20 protein-coding genes are annotated in these 23,056 nt (G+C 73.4%); 15 read left to right on the top strand and 5 right to left on the bottom strand.

The genetic code is table 11. From position 1 onward, the window contains the following. Positions 1–14 precede the first annotated feature (14 nt). Both dapC and E8D37_RS10730 read left to right on the top strand, forming a co-directional pair. Positions 15–1,139 (top strand): succinyldiaminopimelate transaminase, encoded by a 1,125-nt coding sequence (dapC, locus tag E8D37_RS10735; RefSeq protein ID WP_240770346.1) that lies wholly within the window; start codon positions 15–17, stop codon positions 1,137–1,139. 78 nt (positions 1,140–1,217) lie between these two features. Continuing rightward, positions 1,218–2,624, top strand: coding sequence for a hypothetical protein (locus E8D37_RS10730; protein WP_136569773.1), 1,407 nt, complete (start codon positions 1,218–1,220; stop codon positions 2,622–2,624). Positions 2,625–2,665: 41 nt separating this feature from the next. On the opposite strand, the gene E8D37_RS10725 is transcribed toward E8D37_RS10730, so the two are convergent. Both E8D37_RS10725 and dapD read right to left on the bottom strand, forming a co-directional pair. Continuing rightward, complete coding sequence (locus E8D37_RS10725; RefSeq protein WP_136569772.1) at positions 2,666–3,640, bottom strand: hypothetical protein; 975 nt, start codon at positions 3,638–3,640, stop codon at positions 2,666–2,668. A gap of 80 nt (positions 3,641–3,720) precedes the next feature. Further along, complete coding sequence (gene dapD, locus E8D37_RS10720) at positions 3,721–4,686, bottom strand: 2,3,4,5-tetrahydropyridine-2,6-dicarboxylate N-succinyltransferase (RefSeq protein ID WP_136569771.1); 966 nt, start codon at positions 4,684–4,686, stop codon at positions 3,721–3,723. Between the two features lie 258 nt (positions 4,687–4,944). Here dapD and E8D37_RS10715 point away from each other — a divergent pair, with 258 nt between their 5' ends. Next, positions 4,945–5,928: a hypothetical protein gene (locus E8D37_RS10715; protein WP_136569770.1), complete on the top strand. Its 984-nt coding sequence runs from the start codon at positions 4,945–4,947 to the stop codon at positions 5,926–5,928. Between the two features lie 16 nt (positions 5,929–5,944). On the opposite strand, the gene E8D37_RS10710 is transcribed toward E8D37_RS10715, so the two are convergent. Continuing rightward, on the bottom strand, positions 5,945–6,358 hold the full coding sequence (locus tag E8D37_RS10710) for a DUF664 domain-containing protein (protein WP_136569769.1): 414 nt from the start codon (positions 6,356–6,358) through the stop codon (positions 5,945–5,947). Between the two features lie 317 nt (positions 6,359–6,675). Between E8D37_RS10710 and ileS the strand changes: the two genes are divergently transcribed. Then, positions 6,676–9,993, top strand: coding sequence for an isoleucine--tRNA ligase (gene ileS / locus E8D37_RS10705; protein WP_136569768.1), 3,318 nt, complete (start codon positions 6,676–6,678; stop codon positions 9,991–9,993). A gap of 38 nt (positions 9,994–10,031) precedes the next feature. Here ileS and E8D37_RS10700 read toward each other — a convergent pair whose 3' ends face one another. Next, positions 10,032–11,435: a hypothetical protein gene (locus E8D37_RS10700; protein ID WP_136569767.1), complete on the bottom strand. Its 1,404-nt coding sequence runs from the start codon at positions 11,433–11,435 to the stop codon at positions 10,032–10,034. A 491-nt stretch (positions 11,436–11,926) separates the two neighbouring features. Between E8D37_RS10700 and E8D37_RS10695 the strand changes: the two genes are divergently transcribed. From E8D37_RS10695 to E8D37_RS10655, 9 genes are all read left to right on the top strand, one after another. Further along, a complete protein-coding gene (locus tag E8D37_RS10695; protein WP_136569766.1) occupies positions 11,927–14,536 on the top strand; it encodes a DUF1090 domain-containing protein in 2,610 nt (869 codons plus the stop codon). Between the two features lie 382 nt (positions 14,537–14,918). Continuing rightward, complete coding sequence (dapE, locus tag E8D37_RS10690) at positions 14,919–16,034, top strand: succinyl-diaminopimelate desuccinylase (RefSeq protein WP_136569765.1); 1,116 nt, start codon at positions 14,919–14,921, stop codon at positions 16,032–16,034. A gap of 112 nt (positions 16,035–16,146) precedes the next feature. Then, positions 16,147–16,791, top strand: coding sequence for a TIGR00730 family Rossman fold protein (locus E8D37_RS10685; RefSeq protein ID WP_240770382.1), 645 nt, complete (start codon positions 16,147–16,149; stop codon positions 16,789–16,791). Between the two features lie 7 nt (positions 16,792–16,798). Next, positions 16,799–17,206, top strand: coding sequence for a DivIVA domain-containing protein (locus E8D37_RS20105; protein ID WP_240770345.1), 408 nt, complete (start codon positions 16,799–16,801; stop codon positions 17,204–17,206). A gap of 14 nt (positions 17,207–17,220) precedes the next feature. Then, positions 17,221–17,625: a hypothetical protein gene (locus tag E8D37_RS10675; RefSeq protein WP_136569763.1), complete on the top strand. Its 405-nt coding sequence runs from the start codon at positions 17,221–17,223 to the stop codon at positions 17,623–17,625. A 60-nt stretch (positions 17,626–17,685) separates the two neighbouring features. Further along, complete coding sequence (locus E8D37_RS10670) at positions 17,686–18,564, top strand: M14 family zinc carboxypeptidase (RefSeq protein WP_136569762.1); 879 nt, start codon at positions 17,686–17,688, stop codon at positions 18,562–18,564. Positions 18,565–18,729: 165 nt separating this feature from the next. Next, complete coding sequence (locus tag E8D37_RS10665) at positions 18,730–18,897, top strand: DUF3117 domain-containing protein (RefSeq protein ID WP_136569761.1); 168 nt, start codon at positions 18,730–18,732, stop codon at positions 18,895–18,897. A 12-nt stretch (positions 18,898–18,909) separates the two neighbouring features. Further along, positions 18,910–20,499 carry a leucyl aminopeptidase family protein gene (locus E8D37_RS10660; protein ID WP_136569760.1) on the top strand — a complete coding sequence of 530 codons (1,590 nt, stop codon included), beginning with the start codon at positions 18,910–18,912 and terminating at the stop codon, positions 20,497–20,499. Between the two features lie 18 nt (positions 20,500–20,517). Further along, a complete protein-coding gene (locus E8D37_RS10655) occupies positions 20,518–20,871 on the top strand; it encodes a hypothetical protein (protein ID WP_136569759.1) in 354 nt (117 codons plus the stop codon). A gap of 32 nt (positions 20,872–20,903) precedes the next feature. Here E8D37_RS10655 and E8D37_RS10650 read toward each other — a convergent pair whose 3' ends face one another. After that, positions 20,904–21,446 carry an O-methyltransferase gene (locus tag E8D37_RS10650; RefSeq protein ID WP_136569758.1) on the bottom strand — a complete coding sequence of 181 codons (543 nt, stop codon included), beginning with the start codon at positions 21,444–21,446 and terminating at the stop codon, positions 20,904–20,906. 339 nt (positions 21,447–21,785) lie between these two features. Between E8D37_RS10650 and sigE the strand changes: the two genes are divergently transcribed. Together sigE and E8D37_RS10640 are read left to right on the top strand one after the other, a co-directional pair. Then, positions 21,786–22,454, top strand: coding sequence for an RNA polymerase sigma factor SigE (gene sigE / locus E8D37_RS10645; RefSeq protein ID WP_136569757.1), 669 nt, complete (start codon positions 21,786–21,788; stop codon positions 22,452–22,454). Continuing rightward, positions 22,451–23,038, top strand: a complete 588-nt coding sequence (locus E8D37_RS10640) for a hypothetical protein (protein ID WP_136569756.1) — start codon at positions 22,451–22,453, stop codon at positions 23,036–23,038. Before sigE ends, E8D37_RS10640 begins: the two co-directional genes overlap by 4 nt. Positions 23,039–23,056: the final 18 nt, after the last annotated feature.

The raw sequence follows: 23,056 nt of genomic DNA, 5'->3' as shown, positions 1-23,056 counted from the left end.
CCGCGGCCCCGCTCGTGCGGGGCCGCGCGTCCGTCTCCAGCCGCCTGCCCGACTTCCCGTGGGACGGCCTGCGCGCCCACGCGGAGAAGGCCCGTTCGCACCCGGGCGGGATCGTCGACCTCTCCGTCGGCACGCCCGTGGACCCCACGCCGGACGTCGCGGCCGAGGCCCTCGCGGCGGCCACCCAGTGGTCGGGCTACCCGACCACCGTCGGCCTGGCCTCGACCCGGCAGGCGTGCCTGGACTGGATGGAGCGCCGGCTCGGCGTCACCGGCCTCGGGCTCGACCAGGTGCTGCCGACCGTCGGCTCCAAGGAGCTCGTCGCCCAGCTCGCGCTGCACCTTGGCGTCGGCCCCGGTGACACGGTGGTCTTCCCCGAGCTGGCCTACCCGACCTACGAGGTCGGTGCCGTGCTGGCTGGCGCCACCCCGCTGGCCACCGACTCCACCACCGCGCTCGGCCCGCAGGCCCCGGCGCTCCTGTGGCTCAACAGCCCGTCGAACCCGACCGGTCGCGTGCTGCCCAAGGAGCACCTCAAGAAGGTCGTCGACTGGGCCCGCGAGCGCGGCACCGTGGTCGTCTCGGACGAGTGCTACGTCGAGTGCGCGTGGGAGGCCGAGCCCGTCTCCGTCCTGCACCCGGACGTCTGCGGCGGCTCGCACGAGGGCCTGCTGGCGCTGCACTCGCTCTCGAAGCGCTCCAACCTCGCCGGCTACCGGTGCTCGTTCGTCGCCGGAGACCCCGTGCTGGTCGGCGAGCTCCTCGCCGTCCGCAAGAACCTGGGCCTGATCATGCCCGGCCCGATGCAGGAGGCCATGAAGGCCGCCCTGGACGACGACGCCCACGCGATCGAGCAGCACGCCCGGTACGCGGCCCGGCGGGCCAAGCTGCGCGCGGCGCTCGAGGCGTCCGGCTTCCGCGTGGACCACTCCGAGGCGTCCCTCTACCTCTGGTCGACCCGCGTGGTCGACGGGGTCGAGCAGGACGCGTGGGAGACCGTCGCGTGGCTGGCCGAGCGCGGCATCCTCGTCGCCCCCGGCACGTTCTACGGCGCCGCCGGCTCCACCCACGTCCGCGTGGCGTTCACCGCGACCGACGAGCGGGTCGACGCGGCCGTGGAGCGGCTCACCTCGGCCTGAGCAGGTTCTCCCGGTTCCGCTTTCTGGGCTTCCTGCAGGTCAGGGGGCTTGTCGTTGGGATGTCCTAGGTTCCTGGACATGGCCTGGACGACGCAGGCGGCGCACACGGACGCCGCACCGCCGCCGCCCGACACCCCGGACGGGGTGCTGGCGGCGACGGAGGCGTGCGTCCGCGCCCGGCGGGCCGCCGAGGTCTCCGACCTGGAGCTCGCCCTGGCCTGGGCCGACCTGCACGCCGGCGACCCGGCGCTCGACCCCGGGCGCTCGACGTGGGACCGCGGCGGCGACCGGCTGGTCGAGCTCGGTGGGGAGGGCTGCCCGATGGTGCGGGAGCTGTCGCTGCCCGAGCTGGCCGTCGCGCGCCGCACCCACGTGCTCTCCACCCGGGCGTTCCTGGCCGACGCGCTGGACCTGCGCCACCGGCTGCCCGCCTGCTGGGCCGTCGTCCGGCGCGGGGAGTGCGAGCCGTGGGTGGCCCGCAAGGTGGCCTCGATGTCGCGCGGGCTGTCCCGGAGGGCGGTGGAGGTCGTGGACCTGCGCGTGGCCCAGGCACTGGCGGGCGAGGGCCCGAGCCGGGTACTGACCGTCGCGGAGGCTGCCGTGATCGCCGCCGACCCCGCCGCCCACGCGGCGCGGGTCGAGGCCCAGCTGCGGCGCCGCGGTGTCTGGCTCACGCGCACCGACGAGCACGGCTTCCGGTCCGTCATCGCCCGCGTCGAGGCCGGCGACGCCGTGTGGGTGGACGCCCTCGTGGAGCGGGTCGCCGACGCGCTGGCCGCGCGGCCCGACCTGCTGCCGCCGGACCTGCCGAGGACCGTGGCCCGGGAGGAGCTGCGGGCCATCGCCTTCGGCTGGCTGGCGCACCCCGAGAGGGTGGCTGCGCTGCTGGCCGAGGAGGCTGTGAGCGAGGAGGAGGCACCGGTCGACGACGCGGTGCGGACGCCGTCGCACCGCAACCGGGTGGTGCTCTACGTCCACCTCTCCGACACCGTGCTGACCGGCTCGACCCGCTGCCCCGCGCGGGCGGAGGGCCTGGGGCCGCTGCTGCTGGAGCAGCTGCGGCGGCTGGTCGGGCACGCGCGGGTCACCGTGCGGCCGGTGCTGGACCTGGGCGAGTGGCAGAACGTCAACGCCTACGAGCACCCGATGAGCGTGCGGGAGCGGGTGCACCTGCGCTCGCCGGGCTGCGTCTTCCCGCACTCCACGACGATGGGGCGAGGGCCGACCGGCGGGCTGGACCTCGACCACCCGGTCCCGTGGGACCCGGGCGGTCCACCCGGTCAGACCGGCGACCTCCAGGCAGCACCGCTGAGCCGCACGTCCCACCGGGCCAAGACCCATGCCGGCTTCCGGTGCGTGCAGCTGAGCGAGGACGAGTACGCGTGGCGCACCCCGCACGGACTGTGCCGACTGGTCACGCCCGACGGCACCACCGACCTCAGCGAGTGGCAGTTCGACGCGCTCGCCGCCGGCGCCTGCGCCTGACCCGCCCGGCCTAGCTGACCCGCCGGGCCCGGCTGACCCGCCTACTCGAAGACGTCGACGTGGACGTGGTCGCGGTGCAGCAGGACCCGGCGGGTGGCCGCATCGGCGTCCCCGGTGTCGATGTCGTAGTCGCGCCAGCCCTCGGAGTCGCGGCGGGCGGTCCAGATCTTGGCGTCGTAGATGACGGTGGCGATGCCGAGGCGGTCGGCCTGGGCGACGAGGTAGGACGCGACCGCCCAGCCGTGGGCCCGGTTCGCCTTCGTGACCGGACGGAAGAACACGTCCACGGCGCGGCCCTGGTAGTGCGCGGAGTCCTCCGAGTGCCCGCTGGAGACCCCGCCCGGCTCGAACCCACCGAGGGAGAGATCGTCGCCGAAGACGGCGAGGAGCTCGCGGCGGACCCGGTCGGCCCGCTTCGTCAGCCCCGTGGCCAGCAGCTTCGTGGGGCCCGCGGACGGCTCGGAGGAGGTCACGCAGGTGAATCCGGCCTTCGACCAGCCGGTGAGGGCCGAGGCCAGCACGCGGGCGTCGGCCTCGTGGTCGGCGTAGGCGTCGGGGAAGGCGGAGCGCTGCACGGCCTGGGCGGCCTCGGTGACGGGCATGTCCTGCCAGCCGTCGACCTGCTCCAGGGCGTCGTAGAAGGCGTTGGTGGCGTAGGCCGGGTTCTGCACCTCTGCCTCGGTGCCCCAGCCCTGGGACGGGCGCTGCTGGAAGAGGCCGAGGGAGTCCCGGTCGCCCGTGGTGAGGTTGTAGAGCTTCGACTCCTGGTAGGCGGTGGCCAGGGCGATGGTGGCGGCCCGGGCGGGGAGCCCGCGCTCCACGGAGATGGCGGCGATGAGGGCCGCGTTCTGCGCCTGCTCGAGGGTGAGCGTCACGCTGTCGTCACCGGCGGTGGCGACGCACTCGGGGGTGGCGAGGAACGGGTTGACGACGTGGCTGATGAAGGAGCGGACCCCCAGGGTCGCCACCACGGCGAGGAGGCCGAGGGCCACCACGGCCACGATCAGCTTCCTCATGCGGGCCATGGTCCGGGTCGGACCAGGGCGGGCGCCAATCGGCTGCCCGCCCCGGCCCTGAGCCGGTGCGTCAGCCGGCGTCAGTTGGCGTGCAGGTCCGCGTTGAGGGCGATGCCCTCGCCCTTCCACGCGACGGCCTCGACGCCACCGGTGAGGGAGTTGCGGCGGAACAGGACGTTCGAGGCGCCCGCGAGCTCGAGGGCCTTGACGGTGCGCGGCTCGGCGCCGGCCTCCTTGACGGTGAGCTTGGTGCCGGCGGTGACGTAGAGGCCGGCCTCGACCACGCAGTCGTCGCCGAGCGGGATGCCCAGGCCGGCGTTGGCGCCGAGGAGGCAGCGCTCGCCGATCGAGATGACCTGCTTGCCGCCGCCGGAGAGCGTCCCCATGATCGAGGCGCCGCCGCCGACGTCGGAGCCGTCGCCGACCACGACGCCCGCGGAGATGCGGCCCTCGACCATCGAGGCGCCGAGCGTGCCGGCGTTGAAGTTCACGAAGCCCTCGTGCATGACGGTGGTGCCCTCGGCCAGGTGGGCGCCGAGGCGGACGCGGTCGGCGTCGGCGATCCGGACGCCGGTGGGCATCACGTAGTCGACCATCCGCGGGAACTTGTCGACGCCGAAGACGGTGACGGAGCCGTGCTTGGCGCGCAGGCGGGCGCGGGTGAGCTCGAAGCCCTCGACGGAGCAGGGGCCGGCGGAGGTCCACACGACGTTGGTGAGCTTGCCGAAGATGCCGTCGAGGTTCTGGCCGTGCGGGGCCACGAGGCGGTGCGAGAGCAGGTGCAGGCGCAGCCACACGTCGGCGGTGTCGGTGGGGGCCGCGGCGAGGTCGGCGATCTCGACGGTGACGACGTCGCGGCGCACCCGTCGGGCGTCGTCCGCGCCGGTCAGCTCGGTGAGCTCGGCGGGCACCTGGGCGTCCGCGGGCATGGCGCCCAGGCGGGGCTCGGGGAACCAGACGTCGAGGACGGTGCCGTCCTCGGTGCGGGTGGCCAGGCCGTGGCCCCAGGCGCTCGTGGTGGTCTCGGTCGCGTTCTGCTCGGTCACGGGGGTCAAGCCTAGGCGGCCCGGCCGACAGGGCGGCGCGGCGCCCGCCCCGCGGTCCGGCGCAGGGTCCGGCCCCGAGTCCGCCGCAGGGTCCACGAGCCCCACCCAGGGGTACAGATGTGCTCACAGTTCTTGCACAGTTCTTGCCCTCGGCGCACCTTGGCGGACGCCCCCGGGGGCTTTACCCTCGTGGTCACGGGGCCGCTGGGGGGTGGCTCCACGAACGTGGGCCGGGCGGGACCGGCCGGGGGAGTCGACGTGATCTCGGGAGTCACCACCGACTCCCGGAAGACCCTGCTGGTGGGTCGCAACCGGGAGCTGGCCAGGATCGAGGCCGCCGCACGCGAGGGGCGGCCCGTGCTGGTGCGCGGCCGCGCCGGCGGGGGCGTCACGTCCGTGCTGCGCGAGGTCTCGCGCCGCCTGGGCGTCGCCGGCCGCAGCCCGGCCACCGGTGCGGGGTCGCCGTGGGTGCCCGAGGAGGCCCCCGAGCAGGTCCTCGCGGACGCCGGCGGCCTGCTGCCGCCCTCCATCCGCCGCGGCAACAACCTCGTCGTGGACGACGCGGACCGCTGCACCCCCGAGGAGCTCCAGCGGCTCGCGGACGTCGCGCGGCTCTCCGGCGTCTCGCTCGTGCTCGGCGCCCACGAGGACGTCCCCCTGGTGTCCGAGGACCCGGCTGCGACCGTGCTCGACCTGCCCGGGCTCGGCCGCGACGCGGTCGCCCACATGGCCTCGGCCGCGCTCGGCGAGGCGCTGGAGCCGGGCGGTGGCCCGGTCTCGTGCCTGCACCGCGCGAGCGTCGGCAACCCGGGTCGCCTGGCGGCCCTGCTGGACCTGCCGGAGATCGAGCCGCTCGTCCACCTCGCCAAGGAGGTGCCGGACCCGGCGACCCTGGCCCCCGCCTTCGCCGCCGTGCTGGAGAGCGCCGTGATGGCCCGCGTCGACCGGCTCTCGCCCGACGGCCGCACCGCGCTGGCCGTCGTGCTCGTCGCCGGGCCGCACGCCCCGCTCGCGCTGGTGATCAGCGCCGTGGGCCGGGACGGCCTCGACGAGGCCATCGCCTGTGGGCTGCTGCACGTGGAGCCCGGTCAGGTGCCGGAGCTCAAGCACGGCGCGGTCGGCCGGCTGCTCGCGCACCGGCTGCCCTGGCAGCTGCGCGCCGAGGCCGAGCGGCGCCTCGGGGTGGCCGCCGAGCGGGCCGGGGTCGCGCTGGCCCCGGGGCCGTCGACGCTGCCGGCCTGATCCGCCGGCCTGAGCTCTAGACCCCCGTCCGCCCGTCCAGGCACTCGCGCAGCAGGTCGGCATGGGCGACCTCCCGCTCCCAGGCGGCCCAGGCATCGGCCACGCACGCGGACGTCGGCTCCACCCCGTCGAAGTCCAGGTCGGGCTGCTCCTCGGTGCGGTAGAGCCGCGGGAGGTCCTCGTGGCCCTCGACGCAGCGCCGGGCCCAGTGGTGCTCGACCCGGGCCAGGTGGCGCACCAGCCCCAGCAGCGACATCGACGAGGGCGGCACGGACCGCGTGGCGAGCTGGGCGGGGGAGAGCTCCGCGCACTTCAGCCGCAGCGTCAGCCGGTAGTGGGCGAGGTAGCCCAGGACGGTCGGCTTCTCGCCGCGCTCCTGGGGCAGGGCCTGTCGGGGGTCGTCCTCGGGCGGGAGCCACAGTCCGGTCATGCGTCCCACCCCACCCCGGCGGGCGGGGCGCGCGCAATCCCGTTTACCCCTGGCGGGGTCGCGTGGCTACCATCGACCCCACAGGCGTTCGAGCCGTCATCAGCGGCGAGCCTCCGGAAGAACAGCGGGTCGCGTGCCCGCCCAGTAGAACCGGACGGGTGGGCCCGTCACAGCCGAGAACGAGCGGCCGCTCCCAGCAGCACCGGGGTGGCAAGCGAGGTGGTACCGCGGGGTCCCGCGCCGAGCACGGCGGGTGGACGTCGTCCTCGTGAGGCAGGACCCACGACACCCACCCGCACCTCCCAGGAGCTCACCTCATGGCGACCTACCCCAAGGTCTCGACCGCCGGCGACGCAGACGGCTCCGCCGGCGTCCCCTCCTCCCCGCGCTTCCCGGGCATCGAGGAGAAGGTGCTCGCCTACTGGGAGGCCGACGGGACGTTCCGCGCCTCCGTGGAGGCCCGCGACCCCGGCGCCGACGGCAGCAACGAGTTCGTCTTCTACGACGGCCCGCCCTTCGCCAACGGCCTGCCGCACTACGGCCACCTCCTCACCGGCTACGTGAAGGACCTGGTGCCGCGCTACCAGACGATGCGCGGCAAGCGGGTCGAGCGCCGCTTCGGCTGGGACACCCACGGCCTGCCCGCCGAGCTCGAGGCGATGCGCCTCAACGGCATCAAGACCACCGACGAGATCGTCGAGCTGGGCATCGAGAAGTTCAACGCCGCCTGCCGCGAGTCCGTCATGAAGTACACCGGCGAGTGGCGCGAGTACGTCACCCGACAGGCGCGCTGGGTCGACTTCGACAACGACTACCGGACCATGAACCCCGAGTACATGGAGTCGGTCATCTGGGCGTTCAAGTCCCTGCACGACAAGGGCCTGGTCTACGAGGGCTTCCGCGTGCTGCCGTACTGCTGGCAGGACGAGACGCCGCTGTCGAACCACGAGCTGCGGATGGACGACGACGTCTACCAGAACCGGCAGGACCCGGCGGTCACCGTCGGCCTGCAGCTGCACTCCACCGGCGAGGACGAGGTGCTCGACGGCGCCCACCTGCTCGTGTGGACCACCACGCCGTGGACCCTCCCCAGCCACCTGGCCGTCATGGTCGGCACCGAGATCGACTACGTCGTGGTCGAGGCCGGGGTGCCCGGCACCGACGTCACCGCCAAGTACGTCATCGCGGAGGCCCGCCTGGGCTCCTACAAGAAGGAGCTCTTCCCGGACGCCGAGGAGCCGACCGTCCTCGGTCGCTACACCGGCGCCCAGCTGCTCGGCCGGACCTACGAGCCGCCGTTCTCCTACTACGCGGGCCACGAGAACGCGTTCCGGGTCGTGGCCGCCGACGACGCCGTGACCACCACCGACGGTGTGGGCCTCGTCCACACCGCCGGCGCGTTCGGTGAGGTCGACAAGGAGGTCACCGACCGCGAGGGCATCGAGGCCGTCATGCCGGTCGGCAAGGACGGCCGGTTCACCGCGCCCGTCCTCGACTACGCCGGGATGCTCGTCTTCGACGCCAACCCGCACGTCATCGACCACCTCAAGGCCGCCACCCGTGCCCTCGGTGGGGCCTCCGGCGAGACCGGCGCCGTCACGCCCGGCACCATCCTGCTGCGCCGCGAGACCTACGACCACAGCTACCCGCACTGCTGGCGCTGCCGCCAGCCGCTGATCTACAAGGGCGTCTCGTCCTGGTTCGTCTCGGTCACGGCGATCAAGGACCAGATGCTGGCCAACAACCAGCAGATCAACTGGGTGCCGAACCACATCCAGGACGGCCAGTTCGGCAAGTGGCTGGCCAACGCCCGCGACTGGTCGATCACCCGCAACCGCTTCTGGGGCTCCCCGGTGCCGGTGTGGAAGTCGGACGACCCGGCCTACCCGCGCCTGGACGTCTACGGCTCCTTCGCCGAGCTCGAGGCCGACTTCGGCGAGCTCCCGCGCGACGCCGACGGCAACCCGGACCTGCACCGGCCGTTCGTCGACCAGCTCACCCGGCCCAACCCCGACGACCCGACCGGCAAGAGCACGATGCGCCGCGTCACCGACGTGCTGGACGTGTGGTTCGACTCGGGCTCGATGAGCTACGCCCAGGTGCACTACCCGTTCGAGAACGCCGACTGGTTCGACGGCACCTCGGCCACGAAGGGCCACTTCCCGGCGGACTTCATCGTCGAGTACATCGGCCAGACCCGCGGCTGGTTCTACACGCTGCACATCCTGGCCACGGCGCTGTTCGGCAAGCCGGCGTTCAGCAACTGCATCAGCCACGGCATCGTCCTGGGCAGCGACGGCAACAAGATGAGCAAGTCGCTGCGCAACTACCCGGACGTCTCGGAGGTCTTCGACCGGGACGGCGCGGACGCGATGCGCTGGTTCCTCATGTCGAGCCCGATCCTGCGCGGCGGCAACCTCATCGTCACCGAGCAGGGCATCCGCGACTCGGTGCGCCAGGTCCTCATGCCGCTGTGGAGCAGCTGGTACTTCTTCACCCTCTACGCCAACGCCGCGAACGGCGGCGCGGGGCACGAGGCGAGTGCGTCGACGGCGTCCACGGACCCGCTCGACCGGTACCTGCTGGCCAAGTGCCGCGACCTCGTGGCCGAGACGACCGAGGCGATGGACACCTACGCCGTCTCGGAGGCGTGCGACGCGGTGCGGTCGTTCCTCGACGTCCTCACGAACTGGTACATCCGGCGCAGCCGCGACCGGTTCTGGGACGACGACACGGCCGCGTTCGACACCCTCTACACCGCCCTGGAGACGGTGTGCCGGGTCGCGGCGCCGCTCATGCCGCTGGTGACCGAGGAGGTCTGGCGCGGGCTGACCGGCGGCCGGTCCGTGCACCTCACCGACTTCCCGTCGGTGGAGGACCTGCCGGCCGACGACGGCCTGGTCGCCGCGATGGACACCGTCCGCGAGGTCTGCTCGGCCACCTCGGCGCTGCGCAAGGCCGCCGGCCACCGCACGCGCCTGCCGCTCTCCTCGCTGGTCGTCGTCGTGCCGGACCCGAGCGCGCTCGCGGACTTCACCGGCATCGTCGCCGACGAGGTGAACGTGAAGGAGGTCCGCCTGCTCGCCGCGGACGCCGACGAGGCGGCCGCGTACGGCGTGGAGCAGCGCCTCAGCGTCAACGCGCGGGCGGCCGGCCCGCGCCTGGGCAAGCAGGTGCAGCAGGCGATCAAGGGCTCGAAGTCGGGCGACTGGTCCGTGGACGCCGAGGGCGTCGTCACGGCCGGCGGCATTGCGCTGGTCGAGGGCGAGTACAGCCTCGAGACCGTCGCGGGCTCGGCGGACGAGGGCGTCGCGGTCGGCGTGCTGCCGGCCGGCGGCTTCGTCGTCCTCGACACCACGGTGACCGAGGCTCTGGCCGCCGAGGGCCTGGCGCGCGACCTGGTGCGGGCGGTCCAGCAGGCGCGCCGCGACGCGGGCCTGGACGTCTCGGACCGGATCGCCCTCACGGTCTCGGGCGGCGCGGCGGTGCAGGCGGCCGCCACGGCGCACGCCGACCTGCTCACCAGCGAGACGCTCGCGACGTCCTTCGAGGTCGCCGCCGAGGCCCCCGCGGGCTCCGGCGAGGTCACCGTGGGCGACGGCGAGACCGCCGGCGTCCTCGTGGCCAAGGCCTGAGGCCTTCGCGAGGACGCCGGCGGGCGCTCACCCCACGCTCACCCCACCTGGACCAGGCGGGGGCGGAGGCTGTCGACGACGGTGCCTCCCAGCCCCCGCCACCAGCGGCCCTCGAGGCCGGCGGGCGGGGCGGTGAGCATCGCCGCCGACGGCCCGGAGGCGCGGGTGGGGACGGGTGCCTCGCCCAGGGCGCTCTCCGGGGTCGCGACGAGCCAGAGGGCCTCGACCGCGCGCTCGCGGACGGGGTCGTGGCTGGTCACGGCGAGCTCGTGCAGCAGGTCGCAGGCCGCCGGGCCGTAGGGGCTGCTGGCCACGAGCCACCCGGCCACGCGCCGACGCTGGCTGGAGACGTGGAACAGCGTCTCGGTGAGCAGCCGCTGGAGCATGGCGTCGTTCTCCGCCGCGTACGGGCTGGGCGTGGCCGCCTGGACGTCGGTGGCGAGGCGCCGCGTGAGCGCCCGGCCGACCTCCACCGGCATCAGCATCCGCGTCTCGCGACCGGCCAGGGCCCACGTGCGCATCCAGTGGGTGCGGACGGGCTCGAGCGCCTTGCTGAACGACTCGGTGGGCAGCGCCGCGAGCAGGTTCAGCAGCTCGGGGGAGCCCGCCACCCGCTCGTCGAGCAGCCCGCGGAGGGCGTGCTGCTCGGCGACCTTGAGCCCGACCAGGTCGAGCTGCTCGCGGGCCACGAGGTCGGCCACGACGTCCATGGCCGCCCCGGCGATGGCCGGGCGGCCGTCGTCCAGGAGGCGGGTGACGAGGCGGCCGGCGGCGGGGTCCGGGACGAGGGTCAGCAGCGAGAGCAGCGGACCGACCGAGCCGCAGTCGGCCGCCGTGACCCAGATGCCCAGCGAGTGCATGACGTGGCGGCGGCTCACCGGCGAGGTGACCAGGGTGGCCAGCGCCTCGTAGCGCAGGGCCTGGTCGAGCCCGCGGGTGCGGACCGTCTCCTCGACGAGCCGCAGGCACAGCGCCCGCCAGTCGTCGTCACGCAGGAAGACGAAGTCGAACCGCTCGAGCTCGAGCGAGAGCGCCAGCCAGTCGCTGCCGGTGATCTCGTCGGTGGCCAGGACGCCCTCGATGAGCTGGCCCGCGACGTCCGGCCGGGGCTCCCCGCCCTGGTGTCGGACCTCGGGGTGCCCGTGGGCGCCCTCGTGCCGCCGGAGCAGGCGGGTGAGCCCCCGCAGCGCCAGGGGCGGCGTGGACAGGATCGACTCGTACGCGCCGAGCAGCCGGTCCGAGACCGGCAGCTGGCCCGACTCCCACCGCGACATGCGGCTGAGGTCGGCCGGCACGCCGAGGTCCACCACGGCCTGCGTGAAGGCTCCTCGTTCGGCCACGGCACCGTCCGGGTGGAGGCTCCGTGACGCGGCGAGCAGCCACGCGGACCGCGTGGTGGCGTCGATCCCCACCGAGGTGAGGGGTGTGTGGTCGTCCGGCATCTGGGGAGGGCGGCCGCGGCGGCGCTTCTGCTGCGGCTTGTCCTGCCCCTGGCCGGCTCGTCTTTGAGCTGGTCCGGCGGCGGGCTCCTGGGGGGAGCCCGACGCCTGATGGCGAGGTGGATGCACGGTTGTTCTCACGGTCGATTCTTCTGGTCGCGATCGTGTCGATCGAGGGCCGTGACAACGACGAATACCGAATTTTCGGGTTCGCCGCCGTACAGAGCTTGTCCTCGAACTGCGGTGTCGGTGCTGGTCCCAGGACCGTCACCGCAGGTTCTTTCTGCCATGTTCCGAGTTGCCTGACGTTGGTTGTTGCCAAAGTAAAGGGGATCAGCACAAAGCGCTCGGTGTTCCTGAGATCTTCTTTACGTTCCATGCCGTCCCCGGGTGACCAGACCCGAGGACGGCCGCCCTTCGTGATCGTGCGTTCACTCGCCACGGGACAGCTAGGGACGGCGTTCTGATCCCCAGTTCAGAAGGGTTCTCATTCCATGAACAGCAGCGGCATCAAGCGGGGTCTCGCGGTTTCCGCGATCTCCGCCCTCGCGGTGGCGGGCGTCCCGTTCATCGCTTCCCCCGCCTCGGCGGCCTCCGGCGACTCTCTGACGTTCACGTCGGCCGGCCCCGTCCGTAACGGCGGCTCCGTCGGCGCGAAGATCTCGTTCAAGTACACGGGCGACGTCACGGACGGCACCTTCATGGTGATCGGCAGTGACCTGACCTCCGACGCCGACACCCCCACCCAGACCATCGGTACCCCGGGCGCCGTCACCGTGGACCCCGCTACCAAGACGGGCTACGTGTTCGTCCCGGTGACCACCTCTGCTGACGGCGCTAGCTACAGCTTCGCCATCTACGAGGACGAGGGCACGGCCGGTGTCCAGGCCAACGAGGCGCGCATGGTCGTGTCGGGCACCACCTCCGGTGTGCCGGCCAGCGTCGTCATCTCCCCGGACACCCAGACCGCTCCGGCGGGGACCTACACCGACGACTACACGGTCACCCTCAAGGACTCGAGCGGTCGCGTGACGCAGCTCGACGACGACGGGTCACTGACCCCCGAGGAGCTGGACATCTCGTCCGACGTGAACGTCGTTCTTTCGGAGGACACCTTCGTCGCAGACGACATGCCCGTCGGCACCGCGACGTTCCAGGCGAAGAGCCTCACCTCCGGGTCCCACACGCTGACGGCCGAGACCGCCTACCTCGACACCGACGTGTCGGACACGGCCCTGCTCAACGTGCTGGCGGCTGCGTCCGGCATCGACGAGAGCATGGTCGACTTCGTCACGGGCGCTGACAACTGGGACGGCTACGGCGACGGCACCTTCACCGGTCCCGGTGGCGGCGTCCTCGTGCGCTCGGACCAGACCTCGATCCAGCTGGCCATCAAGTCGCCCGCCAATGCCGGCAAGACGGTGAGTCTGACCGCCGACGGCGGTCTGAACGACGTCACCTTCGGTGGCGCGCAGACCAAGACGTACGTGACGACGCTCGACGCCAACGGCATGGGGACCATCACCATCACCCCGGACGCGGCCTCGATCGACGACGGCAGCACGATCGACCTTGACGGTGCCGGCATCAGCACCACCGTCACCTTCGAGGACGTCGCGGTCACCGAGGCGGAGGCGAATGCCACCACCTACATCTCGGCCTACGGCGGGACCGTCTCCCCGACCGTGACGGTCCTCGACCAGTTCGGTGACCCGGTCACCGGCGTGTACGTCACCGCCGAGCGCACCGGTGGTGCCAACACGGGCGCGGTCACGTCGCGGATGGCCGTGAACGCCGCCGGGCAGGTGACGTTCTCACTGGCCGACACCAAGGCGACCGCGGCGAGCCACGTGACCGACAACCTGTCGTTCCACGTGTACGCCGGCATGCTCGGCTCGTCCATCGCGGACTTCCCGAACGTGGCCACCATCGTCTACACCGCGGACGGCAACGGTGAGGACTTCTCGCTCACCGTCAACGGCACGGACCCGAGCACCCCGACGTACGACCCGGCCACGGTCTTCGCCTACCCGCTCGCGGACGCTGAGATCAACGGCACCTACGGTGCCGAGTCCATCGCTCTGGCCATGTCGGGTGGTACCTCCGGCTCGCCGGTGACCGTGTCCGTGGACGGCGACGCCCTGGTGCTGAAGTCCGGTGACACCTCGCTCTCGGACGGTGCCTCGGAGCAGTCGGGTTCGATGGGTGACAGCTTCACCATTGTCGGGACCAAGGTCGGCACGGCCACCGTCACCGTCACCTCCGCCGGGGTCACCAAGACCGCCGTGGTGACCATCAAGTCCGCCGGTGACGAGGACGTGGCCCGCAACGTCACCCTCACCGCCCCGGCCAAGGCCGAGGCCGGCGACTACGCGACCTTCACCGCGACGGTGACGGACGCGTTCGGCAACCCGATCGAGGGCTTCGAGGAGACCGACCTCAACCCGATCGTGACCGGCGCTGCCGAGTACGTCACCGACTCCGACGAGACCGACGCCGACGGCAACGTCTCGATCCGGGTGAAGATCGACAGCGACGCCACGAGTTCCTCGATGGTGGGCATGTCCGTCACCGGTGACGACCTGGGCAACAGCAACCAGTTCGGCGCCGCGGCGGACCGTGAGCTCGCCAGCAGCACCACCGACGACGCGGTCGGCCTCACCGAGTCGATGGACACGGCGACCGCTTCGGTCACCGACGTCGTCAACATCGCGGAGCTCGAGCAGGCCGTGGCCGACGCTCAGGCCGCCGTGACGGTTGCGGAGAACGACCTCGAGGCCGCGAAGGCCGAGCGTGACGTCGCCAAGGTGACGTTCCAGGAGGCCGTGGCCAAGGTGAAGCGCCAGAAGGCAGCGGTCACGACCGCTGAGCACAAGCTCGCCAAGGCCAAGAAGACCGGCAACAAGATGAAGATCCGCCGGGCTCGCCGCGTGCTGCAGCGCAAGGAGAACCTGCTCGAGAACGCGATCAGCCAGCGCAAGATCGCCTTCAAGAAGCTGGTCGCCGCCCGCATCGTCGTGAAGAACGCCACCGCGACGCTCGAGTCGGCCCAGGCCGACCTCGACGCCGCCCAGGCCGCTCTCGACGAGGCCAACGCCGGGTGAGCTGAGCCGGTCCGGCGGGAGGGGCCCGATCCCTCCCGCCGGCCGGCTCACCGCGACAGCCACGTCGCACCCATGACCGTGGCCCGTCCGCTACGCGCGGGCGGGCCACGTCCGGGAGGAGTCCCGCCTCCCCCTCTGCTCCACGGGGCAGGGACACGGACGCGGTCCGGGCCATTCTCTCTTGCCGCTGCATGAGAATGGTCCGGACCGCTTGTCGCAGAGTAGACGCACTTGTCCGGGTTCACCTGCCAACCACGACGATCAGCGACGTCAGCCCCCGACCGGTCTGCACGGCCTCCGCCGCGCAGACCGTCGTCCTTTCGAAGCGGCGCCACGCCGCACCGCACGAGTGACCCGAGCCCGAGGCTGGTTGACTGAGCCCATGATCGGCACCCCGACACCGACGGCGGCCCCCGCCGTCCCGGACGCCCCCGCGCTGGACCTCACCGGCGACATCGTGGCCCTCACTCAAGCGCTGGTGGACATCGAGTCCGTCAGCCGCGACGAGGGGCGCATCGCGGACGCCGTCGAGGCGGCGCTGCGTGCGGTGCCGCACCTCGAGGTCACCCGCATCGGCCACAACGTCCTGGCCCGCACCGAGCTGGGCCGCGGCGAGCGGGTGGTCATCGCCGGCCACCTCGACACGGTGCCGGTCAACGGGAACTTCCCCGGCCGCCTCGACGAGGAGGCCGGCATCCTGCACGGCCTCGGGTCGTGCGACATGAAGGGCGGCGACGCCGTCCTGCTCAAGATGGCGGCCACGATCGCCGAGCCGGTCCGCGACGTCACCTACGTGCTGTACGAGGCCGAGGAGATCGAGGCCGAGCACAACGGCCTGCGCAAGCTCGTCGAGGCCCGGCCCGAGCTGCTGGCCGCCGACTTCGCGATCCTCATGGAGCCCTCCAACGCCTCCGTCGAGGCCGGCTGCCAGGGCACGCTGCGCGTCGAGGTCCGCACCCGCGGCGAGCGGGCGCACTCGGCCCGCTCCTGGAAGGGCGTCAACGCCATCCACGGCGCCGCTGACGTCCTCGCCCGCCTCGTCGCCTACACGCCGCGCAAGCCCGTCATCGACGGCCTCGAGTACCACGAGGGCCTCAACGCGGTGCGGGTCAGCGGGGGAGTGGCCGGCAACGTCGTCCCCGACGAGTGCGTCGTCACCGTCAACTACCGCTTCGCCCCGGACCGCTCCACGCAGGAGGCGGAGGCGTTCGTGCGCGAGTTCTTCGACGGCTACGAGGTGACGCTCACCGACCTCGCCCCCGGGGCCCTCCCGGGCCTGGACCGGCCCGCCGCCCGCGCCTTCGTCGAGGCCATCGGCGGCGAGGTGGCACCGAAGTTCGGCTGGACGGACGTCGCCCGCTTCACCGGCCTCGGCATCCCGGCCGTCAACTACGGCCCCGGCGACCCGCTCTTCGCGCACAAGGCCGACGAGCACGTGCCCGTCGAGCACCTGCGCCGCTGCGAGGACGCGCTGCGGGGGTGGCTGACCGGTGAGTGACCAGCTCAGCGGCCCCGACGGCCCGGCCCCGCGCCGGCGTCCCGCACCGCTCTCCTCGGCCCGCGCCCAGCACCGCGCGCAGGCGCGCACCCCCGGCACCACCGACCAGCGGCTGCTGGCCGCGTCCCAGCTCGACACCCACACCGACCTGTGGCGCGTGCTGAAGATCCAGGCGGAGTTCGTCGAGGGCTTCGGCCAGCTCGCCGACCTCGGGCCCACCATCGCCGTCTTCGGGTCCGCCAGGACGCCGGAGAGCGACCCCTCCTACGCGGCCGGTCTCGAGGTGGGCCGGCGCCTCGCGGAGGAGGGCTTCACGGTGCTCACCGGCGGCGGTCCCGGCGCGATGGAGGCCGCCAACCGCGGCGCCAGCGACGCGGGCGGCCTCAGCGTCGGCCTCGGCATCGAGCTGCCGTGGGAGACCGGGATGAACGAGTACGTCGACCACGGCGTCAACTTCCGCTACTTCTTCGTGCGCAAGACGATGTTCCTCAAGTACGCGCAGGGCTTCGTCGTGCTCCCCGGTGGCCTGGGGACGCTCGACGAGCTGTTCGAGGCCCTCACCCTCGCCCAGACCGGCAAGGTCACCCGCTTCCCGATCGTGCTGCTCGGGACACAGTTCTGGGGCGGCCTGGTGGACTGGCTGAAGGAGACCGTGCTGACGTCGGGCAAGATCTCCGCGTCCGACGTGGAGATGATGACGGTGACCGACGACGTCGAGCTCGCCGTCTCGATGATGCTGGAGGCCCGAGGGTCGTGATGCGCCGATGATGTGGTTCCTGGCGGCCCTGGCCGTGCTCGCCATGGGTGGCGTGGCCCTGCTCGCCGCCGGCAAGGGCGCGCCGCTCGCGCCGGCCTTCGACGACCGCCCCGACGCCGTCCTCCCCACCGGTGAGATCACCGGCGACGACCTGCGCCGCGTGCGGTTCACCCTCGCCTTCCGGGGCTACCGGATGAGCGAGGTGGACGCCGTCCTCGACCGCCTCGCGCAGGAGCGGGACGACGCCGTGGCAGCTCTGGCCGCCGCCGCGCCTGCGGAGCCCGTCGTGGAGCCTGCCGAGGAGCCCGCCGAGGCGCCCGCTGAGGAGCCCGTCGAGGAGCCCGTCGACGCGCAGGGCCACCCGGACGCGCACCCGGAGGGCGACTCCCCGACCTCACCCCTTCAGGGGGGATAGGGCACACTCTCGGCGTGCTCCTGCTCGCCGTCGTCGTCCTCACCGCGTTCATCGCGCTGGTGGTGCTGGTGACCCGTCTCCGCCTGCGGGGCCGCAGTGCCGCCACCTGGTGGCTGCTCGTACACACGGTGCTGGGGCTGCTCGGCGTGGTGCTCTGGCTCGCGTTCGTGCTGCTCTCGGCCGACACGCTTCCCTACCGAGACCTGGTCGGGATCGTGGCCGTCGGCTGCTTCTGGTTCACCAGCCTCGCGGGGCTCATGCTCCTGTCCCGCAAGCGTCGCGTCGGGGCCACCCGGAGGTCGGGCGGACGCCGGGCCGAGCGCCGCACCGAGGGCAGGGCCCTGGCGATCTTCGGGCACGTCGGCGTGCTCCTCGCCTCCGGTGCCCTCACGGTGACCTACGCTCTGGCCCTGGTCTGAGACCTCGCCGGCGGCCCCGGGCCGCGGCTCGGACCGGCCGCGAAGAGACCTGGAGGACCGATGCTGCTCGGAGCACGCCGCACCCCCGCCCAGCCCATCAGCCAGCCCATCAGCCAGCCCATGACCCCGTTCATGACCCTCGTGACCGTGCTGGTCACGGGGCTCGCCCTGCTGGCGCCGCTCGGCGGCGGGACGGCCTCGGCCGCTGACTCGGCCGACACCGCCGCCCGCGGGAAGAAGAACCCGGCGGTGGTGGCCCGACGCAAGATCGGTGAGTCCGTCCAGGGCCGGGCGATCATGGCGTACCACCTGGGCGAACCGGCCCGCGCCGGCGTCCCGAAGGTCGTCGTGATCTCGACGATGCACGGCAACGAGGACGACACCCGGGTGATCCTTCGGTCGCTGGTGACGGGCGACCCGGTCGTCGGGGTCGACCTGTGGGTCATCCCCGTCTACAACCCCGACGGGCTGGCCGCCGGCACCCGCAAGAACGCCCACGGGGTCGACCTCAACCGCAACTGGCCGTACCGCTGGACGGACCTGGACGGCAACTACGAGTCCGGCAGCGGCCCGGCCAGCGAGCCCGAGACCAAGGCCGTGATGGCGTTCCTGAAGAAGGTGCAGCCGCAGCGGCTCCTCTCCTTCCACCAGCCCCTCTACGGCGTCGACACCGACACCAAGAAGCCCGCCTACGCCAAGCGGGTGGCGCGCGTGCTGAAGCTGCCCCGCAAGACGTTCAACTGCGGCGGCGTGTGCCACGGGACCATGACCTCCTGGTACAACCACCGCTTCGACGGCGCGGCGCTCACCGCCGAGTACGGCGACGCGCCGAACCACCGGTTCCTCGCGACGAAGGTCGCCCGGCGCGTCCTGAAGATCTTCGGCGGCTCCTACGGGGGCCTGGAGTGGGGCAGCGACGCCACCGACGCGACGGCCTGAGGCCCCTGCGGGCGGCCCCTGCCAGGAAGCCCCGACGCGCCGCTCCTGTGCGGGGCGTGCCCGCTCGGGCGGCGCATAGGGGATAATGGCTCGGCGGCGAGGCTGCCGTAGGCCGGGAGACCCCGGCCGAGCACTCGATCAGCGCGATGAGGAAGAGGTGCGGAGATGGCGGCGATGAAGCCGCGGACGGGCGACGGTCCGCTGGAGGTCACCAAGGAGGGACGAGGCATCGTGATGCGCGTCCCGCTCGAGGGTGGTGGCCGACTCGTCGTGGAGCTGAACGCGGACGAGGCCGGCGCCCTGGGCGAGGCCCTGAAGAACGTCGTCGGCTGACGCGTCCTCTGCATGATTCCTGAGGTCCCTGAGCTCCCCACCCAGGTGACGCCTCCGGTCGTCGTCCTCGCCCCGGCCTCCGTGCTGGGCGTGGACGACGCCGAGGTGATCGCCCTCCCGGTCTTCCCGGGGGTCCCGCCCACCACCAACCAGGCCGACGAGGACGCCGCGGACGGCGAGAAGCCCGTCCCGCTGCTCGGCCCCGGTGCCGAGGCGGTCGCCGACGCCCTCGGGCTCGACCTGCTCGGCGTGCTCGAGGCCGAGCGGGCCACCGGCGCGGTCGGCGAGGTCGTCCGCGTGCCCGTGCCCGGCGGCTCGACCGCCCAGCCGGCCCTGCGGCGCGTGCTGCTCGTCGGCATGGGCGACGGCAGCCCCACGGCCGCCCGCCGCGCGGCCGCCACCCTGGCCCGCGTCACCCGCGACGGCGGCCCCGTCGCGACCACCCTGGCCGCCGCCGTCGACGACGAGGGCCTCCAGGCCGTCACGGTCGGCCTCGTGCTGGCGTCCTTCGCGTTCACCTGGCGCTCCGGGGCCGCCCCGTTCGCGCCCCCGCCGAAGGTCGTCCTGGCCGAGTGCGCCGCCGAGCGGCAGCCCGCCCTCGACCGGGCGCTCGCGCTCGCGGACGCCGGCTGGACGGCGCGCTTCCTCGCGACCGTCCCCTCCAACCTCAAGAACCCCGCCTGGCTGGCCGCGCAGGCCGAGGCCGTCGCCGAGGCCGCGGGCCTCGACTGCGAGGTCTGGGACGAGCACCGCCTCGCCGCCGAGGGCTTCGGCGGCATCATCGGCGTCGGGCAGGGCTCCGCCACCCCGCCGCGGATGATCCGGCTCGACTACGCGCCCCCGGGTGCCACCCGGCGCACCCCCACCGTCGTCCTCGTCGGCAAGGGCATCACGTTCGACTCCGGCGGTCTCTCCATCAAGCCCGGCGAGGGCATGGTCGCGATGAAGCGCGACATGACCGGCGGCGCCGTCGTGCTCGCCACGATGGCCGCCCTCGAGGCGGTCGGCTGCCCGGTCAAGGTCGTCGGGCTCATCGCCGCGGCCGAGAACGCCGTCGGCGGCGCGAGCATGCGCCCCGGCGACGTGCTGAGCCACTACGGCGGCCGCACCACCGAGGTCACCAACACCGACGCCGAAGGTCGCCTCGTCATGGCGGACGCGCTCGCGTACGCCGTCGAGAAGATCCGCCCGGCCGCGATGCTCGACGTCGCCACGCTGACGGGTGCCATGAAGCTCGCGCTCGGCCTGCGCACCGGCGGCTTCTTCGCCTCGGACGACGCGCTGGCCGACCTCGTCCAGGGCGCCGCCGCGTCCGCGGGCGAGCCCCTGTGGCGGATGCCGCTGGGCGACACCTACGTGGACAAGCTCCGCTCGACCGTGGCCGACGCCGACAACGCCGGCGGGGGGCCGGGCGCCATCACCGCGGCGCTGTTCCTCCAGCCGTTCACCGGCGGCCTGCCGTGGGCCCACCTCGACATCGCGTCGGTGGGCGACTCGCCCTCGGAGAACCACGAGTGGACCACCGGGCCCACCGGCTGGGGCGCCCGCACGCTCCTCACCTGGCTGGGCTCGGACGACCCGCTCGCCGGCGTCGGCGCCTGACGCGGTGGTCGGCCGGGCATGAACGGGCTGACGGTCCGCTGGTCCCTGGCCGGCCTCGACGACCCCGACGCCACCGCGCGCGACCTGGCCGCCCTCGTGGCGGGCAGCTCGCACGCCCGGTTCACCGGCATGGCCGGGCTGCGGCACGCCACCTGGCGGCTGCGGCCCGGCGCCTGGTTCGAGGCCGACCTCGTGTTCGTGGATGACGCGGCCCGTGCCGCGTTCCAGACCGACCTCGAGGCCCGGGCGGCTGACTCGCCCGGCTCGCGCCTCGTCGGCCGGCCGCCCGAGGTCGTCGAGGCGTGCCTCGTCCTTGCGGTCGCCGAGGGCTGGGACGGCTTCGAGGCCGCGGCGTCGGTCGAGCGGCCCTAGGTGTTCAGGGCCGACTGATCACGACTGGCTGGTCACGGCTGGAGCCGCGCGCACAGCAGGCCGTCGCCCACCGGCAGCAGGAGCGGCAGGAGCCGCTCGTCCTCGCGCACGCGCTGACCGAGGTCGCGCAGCGTGGTGGTGAGGGTGTCGCGCTGCGCCGGGTCGGGCACGCGGCCGCCGGCGAGGGCGTCGACCAGGATCACCACGCCGCCGGGGCGCAGCAGGCGCAGCGCCTCGTCGAGGTAGGCGTCGGACTCGTGCGGGTCGGCGTCGCACAGCACGAGGTCGTAGTGGCTGTCGGTGAGTCGGGGGAGGACCTCGAGCGCGGCGCCGGCGATGGTGCGGGCCCGCTGGGCCGGCACCCCGGCGTCCGTGAAGCCCAGGCGGGCCTGGCGCTGGTGCTCGGCCTCGATGTCCACGGTGGTGAGGACGCCGTCCGGGCGCATGCCCCGCAGCAGCCACAGGCCCGAGACGCCGGTGCCGGTGCCGATCTCGACGACGGCGCGGGAGTCCAGCGCGGCCGCGACGAAGCGCAGGGCGGCGCCCGTGCCGGGGCCGACAGACCGCACGCCCATCTCCTCGGCGCGCGACCGGGCGGCGGCGAGGACCTCGTCCTCGGCGACGAACTGCTCGGTGAAGGCCTGGGCGGCGGGCGTGCTGATGGCGGGCTCCTGGGAGGCAGGGAGGTGAGCGGGAGGGCTGTGGGGCCGCTGAGGCGTCCCGACAGGTGAGTCAAACCTATACCGACGGGAACTTCCCCGGGCCCTCCGGCGTTGGCACCCTTGAACGAACCGCGCAGGATGCCGGGGACGACACCTACGAGGATCAGCACAGGATCCTCTCAGGACGCCCTCCTAGCGTGGCCCCCGAGACGGGGCGGACCACCCGCCCCGGGACCGGCACCGAGGAGCACGATGAGCGTCGAGACCGCGACCGGCACCGAGCAGGTGCAGGACGTCGACCGAGCGCAGGACTCCGCCGTGCCCAGCTGGGACGAGATCGTCGAGCAGCACTCCGACCGCGTCTACCGGCTGGCGTACCGGCTCACGGGCAACCGCCCCGATGCCGAGGACCTCACGCAGGAGGTGTTCGTCCGCGTCTTCCGCTCGCTGGACACCTACACCCCCGGCACGTTCGAGGGCTGGCTGCACCGCATCACCACCAACCTCTTCCTCGACGGCGCCCGCCGCAAGCAGCGCATCCGCTTCGACGCGCTCTCCGACGAGCGGGCCGACCGCCTCACCAGCAGCGCGCCCGCGCCCGACGCCGCCTTCGCCGACCAGCAGTTCGACGACGACGTCGAGGCCGCCCTCGCGACCCTGCCGCCGGACTTCCGCGCCGCCGTCGTCCTCTGCGACGTCGAGGGCCTCACCTACGAGGAGATCGCGGAGATCCTCGGCGCCAAGCTCGGCACCGTGCGCTCCCGCATCCACCGCGGCCGCTCCATGCTGCGCTCCGCGCTGGCCCACCGCGCCCCGCGCGCCGGCCGCCTGCGCTACTCCGGCCCCCGCCTGGGCCCCGTCACCGCCTCGCTCGCCGCACCCCTCACCGGCAAGCAGCCGGTCCTGCGGGTCGGCTCGTGATCGGCGGCCACCTGGGCAACCGCGCCGGCGCCCTGCTCGACGGGCAGCTGCCCCCGGCCGAGGCCGAGCGGTGGTGGGCCCACGTGCAGGGCTGCCACGGCTGCCGTGACCTCGTCGAGCGTGAGGGCTGGGTCAAGGACCGGCTCTCCGGGCTCTCCACGCGCAGCGGCTGCCAGGGCGGCGCCCCCGACTCCCTCAAGGGCCTGCTCAAGGGGGGCCCGGACGCCGAGCGCGGGCACGGCCTGGCCGGCCACCCCTCCGGCGACATGCTGCTGGCGATGACCACCCGGCCGCCGCGCCCCTGGAAGCACGTCGGGATCGCCGCGGGCGTCGGCGGTGCCGCCGGTGCCGCGGTCTTCGGGTTCGCCGCCGCCACCATCGGCTTCGGCGGCGCGGCGCCCGTCCCGGCGTCCTCGATCACGCAGCCGGTGAGCCAGACGTCCTCCGCCGTCCCCACGCCCGCCGCGTCGGCGGCGACCTCGGGGCCGTCCTCCTCCGCCTCGTCGTCGGCCGCGGTGCCCGCCCTGCGCGGGACCCGCCGCGTCACGACCCCGCCGGTCGAGGTCAGCGACGACGACGGCTGACCGCCCGATCCGCCATGA

This window comes from Nocardioides sp. GY 10127 (assembly GCF_004919085.1).
Lineage (GTDB): Bacteria > Actinomycetota > Actinomycetes > Propionibacteriales > Nocardioidaceae > Nocardioides.
The sequence above is the reverse complement of the archived record's forward strand: the minus strand, read 5'-3'. Positions and strand labels throughout refer to the sequence as shown.

Excerpts from the sequence above, each read along its gene's own strand:
- E8D37_RS10730 (WP_136569773.1), top strand. The coding sequence starts at position 1,218 with ATGGCCTGGACGACGCAGGCGGCGCACACGGACGCCGCACCGCCGCCG.
- E8D37_RS10725 (WP_136569772.1), bottom strand. The coding sequence starts at position 3,640 with ATGAGGAAGCTGATCGTGGCCGTGGTGGCCCTCGGCCTCCTCGCCGTG.
- E8D37_RS10710 (WP_136569769.1), bottom strand. The coding sequence starts at position 6,358 with ATGACCGGACTGTGGCTCCCGCCCGAGGACGACCCCCGACAGGCCCTG.
- ileS (WP_136569768.1), top strand. The coding sequence starts at position 6,676 with ATGGCGACCTACCCCAAGGTCTCGACCGCCGGCGACGCAGACGGCTCC.
- E8D37_RS10700 (WP_136569767.1), bottom strand. The coding sequence starts at position 11,435 with ATGCCGGACGACCACACACCCCTCACCTCGGTGGGGATCGACGCCACC.
- E8D37_RS10695 (WP_136569766.1), top strand. The coding sequence starts at position 11,927 with ATGAACAGCAGCGGCATCAAGCGGGGTCTCGCGGTTTCCGCGATCTCC.
- dapE (WP_136569765.1), top strand. The coding sequence starts at position 14,919 with ATGATCGGCACCCCGACACCGACGGCGGCCCCCGCCGTCCCGGACGCC.
- E8D37_RS20105 (WP_240770345.1), top strand. The coding sequence starts at position 16,799 with ATGATGTGGTTCCTGGCGGCCCTGGCCGTGCTCGCCATGGGTGGCGTG.
- E8D37_RS10670 (WP_136569762.1), top strand. The coding sequence starts at position 17,686 with ATGCTGCTCGGAGCACGCCGCACCCCCGCCCAGCCCATCAGCCAGCCC.
- E8D37_RS10665 (WP_136569761.1), top strand. The coding sequence starts at position 18,730 with ATGGCGGCGATGAAGCCGCGGACGGGCGACGGTCCGCTGGAGGTCACC.
- E8D37_RS10660 (WP_136569760.1), top strand. The coding sequence starts at position 18,910 with ATGATTCCTGAGGTCCCTGAGCTCCCCACCCAGGTGACGCCTCCGGTC.
- E8D37_RS10655 (WP_136569759.1), top strand. The coding sequence starts at position 20,518 with ATGAACGGGCTGACGGTCCGCTGGTCCCTGGCCGGCCTCGACGACCCC.
- E8D37_RS10650 (WP_136569758.1), bottom strand. The coding sequence starts at position 21,446 with ATGGGCGTGCGGTCTGTCGGCCCCGGCACGGGCGCCGCCCTGCGCTTC.
- sigE (WP_136569757.1), top strand. The coding sequence starts at position 21,786 with ATGAGCGTCGAGACCGCGACCGGCACCGAGCAGGTGCAGGACGTCGAC.